Source organism: Streptomyces sp. MK37H, from assembly GCF_018035285.1.
Taxonomy (GTDB): Bacteria; Actinomycetota; Actinomycetes; order Streptomycetales; family Streptomycetaceae; genus Streptomyces; species Streptomyces endocoffeicus.
The window spans coordinates 35,541-42,603 of the sequence record NZ_JAAAYH010000028.1 but is presented as its reverse complement, the minus strand read 5'-3'; the positions used below and the strand labels follow the sequence as shown (position 1 = coordinate 42,603).

Below are 7,063 nucleotides of genomic sequence, written 5' to 3'. Positions count from 1 at the left end.
GTTGTGCTGCGAACCGCCGATGTACGGGCGCGAGGACGCCGGCCACAGCTCGACGATCGCGACCCACCAGCCGCCGGACACCACCATCGCGAGCCCCGCGAGCAGCAGCTGCCCGATCCGCCGGCCGAACTTCGCCGGGGCGCACACCGCGTACACCACCGCGAGCGGCGGCAGGATCAGCCACGCCTGAAGCGTCTTGGTGAGGAAGCCGAGGCCGAAGCAGACCCCGGCCAGCACCAGCCACTTGGTGCGCGCGTCCTCCAGCGCGCGCAGCACGCAGTAGATGGCCGAGACCATCAGCAGACACAGCAGCGCGTCGGGGTTGTTGAAGCGGAACATCAGCGCCGCGACCGGGGTCACCGCGAGCGCCGCGCCCGCGATAAGCCCGGCGGCCGCGCCGAACCTGCGCCGTACGGCCGCGTACAGCACCCCGACCGTCGCGACGCCCATCAGCGCCTCGGGGGCGAGGACCGCCCAGGAGGAGAGGCCGAAGAGCCGCACCGACAGGGCCATCGGCCACAGCGCGGCCGGGGGCTTGTCGACGGTGATGGAGTTCGCGGCGTCGGAGGAGCCGAAGAAGAACGCCTTCCAGCTCTCGCCGCCCGCCTGCACGGCGGCCGAGTAGAACTGGTTGGCGTAGCCGGACGCGCCCAGGCTCCACAGATAGAGCACGGTGGTGGCGGCCAGCAGGGCCCACAGGGCGGGCCGCGCCCAGCGCGGGTCCTCCGGCCGTCCTCTCCAGGCCCGCGCCAGGCGCGAGCCGCCGGGTGCCTGCGGCCCCGGCCGGGGAGCGTCGGCGGGGATCGGCGGCGGCCCGGCTTCCCGGGTGCCGTAGTCGTAGGTGGTCATCGATCGGTCCTCGGGTCGTGGTCGGTCGTGGCCCCGCTGTCCGACGGGAAGACCCAGGCCCGGAAGAGCAGGAAGCGCAGTACGGTCGCGGCGAGGTTCGCCGCGATCAGCACGGCCAGTTCGGTGCCGTGCGAGGCGGTGCCGGGGACGGCGTCCAGGGCGGCGAGGGAGCCGCTGGTCAGCACGAGGCCGATGCCGAAGACGACCAGCCCCTGGGCCTGGTGGCGCATCGCGCGGTCCCGGCCGCGTACGCCGAAGGTGAGCCTCCGGTTGGCCGCGGTGTTGCCGAGCGCCGACAGCAGCAGCGCCAGGGCGTTGGCCACCTGCGGACCGGTGCCCATCCGGAAGAGGGAGTACAGCAGCAGATAGACCAGTGTGCTCAGCGCGCCGACCACACAGAACCCGACCAGCTGGCGGGCCAGGGCCTTCGGCACCCCGCTCAGCTCCCGGTCGCGCGGATCGTCGCCGAACGGACGGCGCACCCGGTCCAGCGGCAGCGCACCGGTGGCCAGCGCGCGCCCCACCCGCCACACACCCTTGAGGTCCTCCGTGGCCGTCTTCACGATGTGGACCGTGCTGTTGGGGTCGTCCACCCAGTCCACCGGCACCTCGTGGATGCGCAGCCCGGCCCGCTCGGCCAGCACCAGCATCTCGGTGTCGAAGAACCACCCGGTGTCCTCGACCAGTGGCAGCAGCCGCTCCGCGACGTCCTTACGGATCGCTTTGAACCCGCACTGGGCGTCGGAGAAGCGGGCGGCCAGGCTGCCGCGCAGGATCAGGTTGTACGCCCGCGAGATGAACTCGCGCTTGGGCCCGCGCACCACCCGTGAGCTGCGGGACAGCCGGGAGCCGATCGCCAGGTCGGAGTGACCGGAGATCAGCGGGGCCACCAGCGGCAGCAGCGCCTTGAGGTCCGTGGACAGATCGACGTCCATATAGGCGAGCACGGGCGCCTCGGACAGCGACCACACGGTGCGCAGCGCCCGCCCGCGCCCCTTCTGCTCCAGCCGGACCGCCGTCACCTCCTCGATGCTCTCGTCCAGGTAGGCCGCGAGGTCGGGCGTGCGGTCCGTACTGGCGTTGTCGGCGATGGTGATCCGGAAGCCGTACGGGAAGGTGCGGGCCAGATGGTCGTGCAGCCGTCGTACGCACCGCTCGAGGTCCGCTTCCTCGTTGTAGACGGGGATGACGACGTCCAGCACCGGACGGCCGCGCACGACCGTCACCGGCCCGCGCACGGGCAAGGTCTGCAGGGGTGTCTCGGGCGGAGCCCCGAGAGGGGTGTCGGTTCGCATGAGGTCGACGGTCGCGGGCCGCGCTGTCACGGCTGTGTGGTCAGCCTGTGGCCTGCCTGTGAGTCCGTTACGCCCTGGTGAACGACCCGGTGCACGGGCAGGTGGACGCCGAACACGGTGCGCCCGGGCACGCTGTCCACCGTCACCTGCCCGTCGTGCGCGGCCACGACCGCGTGCACGATGGCCAGGCCGAGCCCCGTGCTGCCCGCGGCGCGGGAGCGCGAGGCGTCGCCGCGCGCGAACCGCTCGAAGACATGCGGCAGCAGCTCGGACGGGATGCCCGGACCGTCGTCCTCGATCTCCAGCGAGACGTACGAGGGCGGCTGCGGCGGGCCGAAGGCCCCGGCGGCGCGGGCGGCCGCGTACGGGGAGCCGTAAGGCTGGGCGTACGGCTGGGCGTGCGGCTGGGCGTACGGCTGGGCGTGCGGCGAACCGCGCCCCTTACGGTGGCCATGGGAGGACGCCCCGTAAGGCATCCCATAGGAGAGCCCGTACGGCGCCGGATACGGCGACGCCTGCGGCCCGCCCCACAGCACCCGCGCCGTGACCGTGGTACCGGCCGGGGTGTGCGTCCGGGCGTTGGCGAGGAGGTTGACCAGCACCTGGCGCAGCCGGGCGTCGTCGCCGTAGACGACCGCCGGTTCATCGGGCAGCTCCAGCCGCCACTCGTGGTCGGAGCCGACCGCCCGCGCGTCGCTGACCGCGTCCACGACCAGCGGGGACAGATCGACCTCCGCGCATTCCAGCGGCCGTCCCGCGTCCAGCCGGGCCAGCAGCAGCAGATCCTCGACCAGCCCGGTCATCCGCCCGGCCTCGGACTCGACCCGGCCGAGGGCATGCCGGGTGTCGGGCCCGATCTCCTCCCGGCCGCGCCGGGTCAGCTCGGCGTAGCCGCGGATCGAGGCGAGCGGTGTACGGAGCTCATGGCTGGCGTCGGCGACGAACTGCCGCACCCGCGTCTCGCTCTCCTGGCGGGCCGCGAGCGCCGACTCCACATGGCCGAGCATGCGGTTGAGCGCCGCCCCCACCTGGCCGACCTCGGTGCGCGGATCGGCCTCCGAGGCCGGGACGCGCTCGCGCAGCGCCACCTCGCCGCTGTGCAGGGGGAGTTCGGAGACCCGGGTCGCGGTCGCGGCCACCCGGCGCAGCGGGCGCAGCGAGATGCCGACCATCGCGGCCCCGGCGATCCCGGCCGCGACCAGCCCGGCCGCGGCCACACAGACCTCCACGAGGATGAGGGTGTTGACCGTCTCCTGGGTCTGGTCGAGCGGGAAGGCGAGGATGATGCCGCCTTCCCGGTGGTCCGACTGGGCCACGGCCCGATAGCCGCCGAGGCCGGGCAGATCGATGGTGTGCACGTCTCCGTCCAGGGGGACGGCGGCGATCGCCTTCCGCTGACCGCTGGTCAGGGGGTCCACCCGGCTCTCGGCGTCGACCTCGTTCGTCATGGGCGAGTCATTGCTCTTGCCGGACATGGAGATCTCGCCGTTCTGGCCGAACCGCGCCCCGACCGTGCCGATGGGCTGGCCGGGCGAGGCGACGAAGAGCACATCGTCCCGGGGGAGCCCGCCCACCGGACCCGGCTTGTTCAGGAACCGCCCGACGGACGCGCGCAGATCGTCGTCCACCTGGCCCTGGAGATACGACTGCAGGGCGAGGGTGGTGACCGTGCCGATCACCGCGCAGACCACCGCGATCAGGGCGACGGCCGAGACGACCAGGCGGGTGCGCAGGGACCAGGGACGGCGCCCGCCCCGCTGAGTGCGCCCGGCGCGTTGAGCGGTCCCGGCTCGTGGAGCGGTCCCGGCTCGTTGAGCGGTCCCGGCTCGTTGAGCGCGTCCCGCCCGCTGGGCGCGCCGGGCGTGCGCGCGCCCCTGCGCCGCTCCCGCGCCCAGGGGCGGCTGGGAGGCGCCGGGCATCCCGGAAGTCCCAGGCGCCTCGGGGACGCCAGGAGTCCCGGACGCCCCGGGGACGCCAGGAGTCCCGGACGGCTCGGGGACGCCAGGCGTCCCGTGGGTGCCGGGCATGTCGGGGCCCCGGGGCGGCCGGGGCGGGGGGTGCGCCACGGTGTCTACTCCCCGGGCTTGATCAGATACCCGGCGCCGCGCCGGGTGTGGATCATCGGGCTGCGCCCCGCGTCGATCTTGCGCCGCAGATACGAGATGTAGAGCTCGACCACGTTGGCCTGGCCGCCGAAGTCATAGCTCCAGACCCGGTCGAGGATCTGCGCCTTGCTGAGCACCCGGCGCGGATTGCGCATGAGATAGCGCAGCAGCTCGAACTCGGTCGCGGTGAGATGGATCTCCTGCCCCCCGCGCGACACCTCGTGGCTGTCCTCGTCCAGGATCAGATCGCCAACGGCCAGCACCGACTCACTGCGCGCGGCCGCCGCCCCCGACCTGCGCAGCAGCCCGCGCAGCCGGGCGACGACCTCCTCCAGGCTGAACGGCTTGGTGACGTAGTCGTCCCCGCCCGCCGTCAGCCCCGCGATCCGGTCCTCCACCGCGTCCCGCGCGGTCAGGAACAGCACCGGGACATCGGGCAGTTCGCGGCGCAGCCGCCCCAGCACCGCGAGCCCGTCCATATCGGGCAGCATGATGTCCAGGACCACCGCGTCCGGGCGCAGCTCACGGGTGATGCGGATCGCCTCCGCGCCGTCACCCGCGGTGCGCACCTCCCACCCCTCGTAGCGCAGTGCCATCGACAGCAGGTCGGCGAGCGCCGACTCGTCGTCCACAACCAGCACCCGGACGGGGCTCCCGTCGGGGCGCAGCAGCTCGGTACGCCCATGAGGCGAGGTCGGCATCATGACCTCCACCCTCGGAGCGGGCCCTGAGAGGTCCCTTTCGGCTGCCTGTGAATTACCTGAGAATCCTGTGGAGGCGGGGACGGGACCGGCCGGGTGGCGAAACGGCGGATCCGGGGCACGGAACAGCTGTGGGAGCCACGGAATAACCGGAAGGACTCTCCGGCTTCCCTCTGTATGACTTCTCGTCCCGCACTTGGCAAGATCGGCATCTGGACCGCCGCCCTGAAGACGGACTTCGCCCCATCAGAGCAGGTCAGCGAGGCGGCGGCCGAGCTGGACGAGCTGGGGTACGGCGCCATCTGGCTCGGTGGCAGCCCCGGCCCGGATCAGGCCGGAGTCCTGCTGGACGCCACCTCCCGGATCACCGTCGCGACGGGAATCCTGAGCATCTGGGACCACGAGGCGGCCTACGTCGCCGAGCGGCACACCGCGCTCAACGCGGCCCACGACGGCCGCTTCCTCCTCGGCCTCGGCGTGAGCCACAGCGCGCTCGCCGGTGAGCGCTACCAGCGCCCGTACACGGCGATGAAGGAGTACCTGACCGCGCTGGACTCCGCCCCGGCACCGGTCCCCGCCGCCCAGCGGGTCCTGGCCGCCCTCGGCCCCAAGATGCTCAAGCTGTCCCGCGACCGCGCGGCCGGCGCGCATCCGTACCTCGTCACCCCCGAGCACACCGCAAAGGCCCGCGACGTCCTGGGCAAGGAGGCCGTGCTCGCGCCGGAGCTGAAGGTCGTCCTCGACACGGACCCGGACCGCGCCCGCGCCACCGCCCGCGACTACCTCGGCCGCTACCTGGCGCTGCCCAACTACACCAACAACTTCAAGCGGCTGGGCTTCGAGGACGCGGACTTCGCGGACGGCGGCAGCGACCGTCTCCTCTCCGCCATGTACGCCCTCGGCGACGCGGAGACGATCCGGGCGCGCGTGGACGAGTTCCTTGCCGCGGGCGCGGACCACATCGCGATCCAGGTGGTGAGCGACGACCAGGGTCTCCCCCGCGAGCAGTGGCGCACGCTGGCCGAGGCGCTGCCGCTGGACAAGAGCTGACCGATCCCCGCACCCCCCCCTCGCCCGGCGCCGACGCAGGCACCGGGCGAGCCCCATATCCAGACAGCCGCGCTCCATCCACAACCGGCGCATCCGGAGCGGCCACAACCCGTCATATCCCGAACAACCGCGCCGCGTTCCCGTAACACACCCCGCGCAGCCACTCCTCGTCCTGCCCGACCCGCGTCAGCGCGTCCAGCGCATGCCGGTATCCGTACGGGATGTTGGGGAAGTCGCTCCCGAACAGCACCCGGTCCCCCAGGGCGGCCAGCCTCCCCTGCCCCGACCGCGGAAACGGCCACCGGCTCTCGGTGAAGTCGGTGAAGGCCATCGTGGTGTCCAGGTGGACCTCCTCGTACCGCTCCGCCAGCCCCAGGAAGTCCGCGTACTCCGGCAGCCCCATATGCGCGATGACCAGGCGCAGCCGAGGATGACGGGCCAGCACCCGCCCCACCGGCTCCGGTCCGGTGTACTTGCCCGGGTGGGGCCCCGAGCCGCAGTGGATGACGACGGGCGTCCCGCTCTCGGCGAGCATGCCCCATACCGGGTCGAGCAGCGCGTCGCCCGGGTCGTACGCCCCCACCTGCACATGGGCCTTGAACACCCGCGCCCCGCCCTCGAGCGCCGCGCGCACATACCCCTCCACACCGGGCTCGGGGAAGAAGGTCGCGGTGTGCAGACAGTCGGGCGTACGGGCGGCGAAATCGGCCGCCCAGCCGTTCAGCCACCGCGCCATGTCCGGCTTGTGGGGGTAGAGCATGGCGGTGAAGGCCCGCGCCCCGAACGCCCGTAGCGTCGCGAGGCGTTCGTCCTCCTCCTCGCGGTAGGTGATGTGCCAGCGGGGCTCGACGGCGTCGAAGAAGGCCCACACCTTGTCCAGTACGCGCTGGGGCATGAAGTGGGTGTGCACATCGATGAGTCCGGGCAGCCCGAGTTCCTGCCAGAACCGCTGCACCGACACCACGGCGGGATCGTCCATACGGATCACGGTAGTTGCCCCGGGCGTATTGCTACAGCCTCGTCTCAAGCTCTCGCCTCGAGTTGATCACAGCCTCGACCAGTG

6 protein-coding genes are annotated in these 7,063 nt (G+C 72.5%); 1 reads left to right on the top strand and 5 read right to left on the bottom strand.

The window, feature by feature from the left end; translation table 11 throughout:
• The 4 genes from GWI24_RS07020 to GWI24_RS07005 all read right to left on the bottom strand — a co-directional run.
• Window positions 1–849 (bottom strand): glycosyltransferase family 39 protein (locus tag GWI24_RS07020; RefSeq protein ID WP_210945030.1); only part of this gene is annotated, 849 nt, incomplete at its 3' end.
• Entirely contained in the window at window positions 846–2,144 is a 1,299-nt protein-coding gene (locus GWI24_RS07015; protein ID WP_210945029.1) for a bifunctional glycosyltransferase family 2/GtrA family protein, read from the bottom strand. The genes GWI24_RS07015 and GWI24_RS07020, both read right to left, overlap by 4 nt.
• A 26-nt stretch (window positions 2,145–2,170) precedes the next feature.
• Window positions 2,171–4,063: a HAMP domain-containing sensor histidine kinase gene (locus GWI24_RS07010; protein ID WP_247615995.1), complete on the bottom strand. Its 1,893-nt coding sequence runs from the start codon at window positions 4,061–4,063 to the stop codon at window positions 2,171–2,173.
• Between the two features lie 152 nt (window positions 4,064–4,215).
• Window positions 4,216–4,953: a response regulator transcription factor gene (locus GWI24_RS07005; protein ID WP_138914898.1), complete on the bottom strand. Its 738-nt coding sequence runs from the start codon at window positions 4,951–4,953 to the stop codon at window positions 4,216–4,218.
• A 174-nt stretch (window positions 4,954–5,127) separates the two neighbouring features.
• Between GWI24_RS07005 and GWI24_RS07000 the strand changes: the two genes are divergently transcribed.
• Window positions 5,128–6,000, top strand: a complete 873-nt coding sequence (locus GWI24_RS07000) for an LLM class F420-dependent oxidoreductase (RefSeq protein WP_210945027.1) — start codon at window positions 5,128–5,130, stop codon at window positions 5,998–6,000.
• A 112-nt stretch (window positions 6,001–6,112) separates the two neighbouring features.
• Here the strand turns inward: GWI24_RS07000 and GWI24_RS06995 are convergent, their stop codons facing one another.
• Window positions 6,113–6,979, bottom strand: a complete 867-nt coding sequence (locus GWI24_RS06995) for an amidohydrolase family protein (RefSeq protein WP_210945026.1) — start codon at window positions 6,977–6,979, stop codon at window positions 6,113–6,115.
• Window positions 6,980–7,063 lie beyond the last annotated feature (84 nt).

Coding starts and splice junctions, on each gene's coding strand:
- GWI24_RS07015 (WP_210945029.1), bottom strand. CDS start 2,144: ATGCGAACCGACACCCCTCTCGGGGCTCCGCCCGAGACACCCCTGCAG.
- GWI24_RS07010 (WP_247615995.1), bottom strand. CDS start 4,063: ATGCCCGGCGCCTCCCAGCCGCCCCTGGGCGCGGGAGCGGCGCAGGGG.
- GWI24_RS07005 (WP_138914898.1), bottom strand. CDS start 4,953: ATGATGCCGACCTCGCCTCATGGGCGTACCGAGCTGCTGCGCCCCGAC.
- GWI24_RS07000 (WP_210945027.1), top strand. CDS start 5,128: ATGACTTCTCGTCCCGCACTTGGCAAGATCGGCATCTGGACCGCCGCC.
- GWI24_RS06995 (WP_210945026.1), bottom strand. CDS start 6,979: ATGGACGATCCCGCCGTGGTGTCGGTGCAGCGGTTCTGGCAGGAACTC.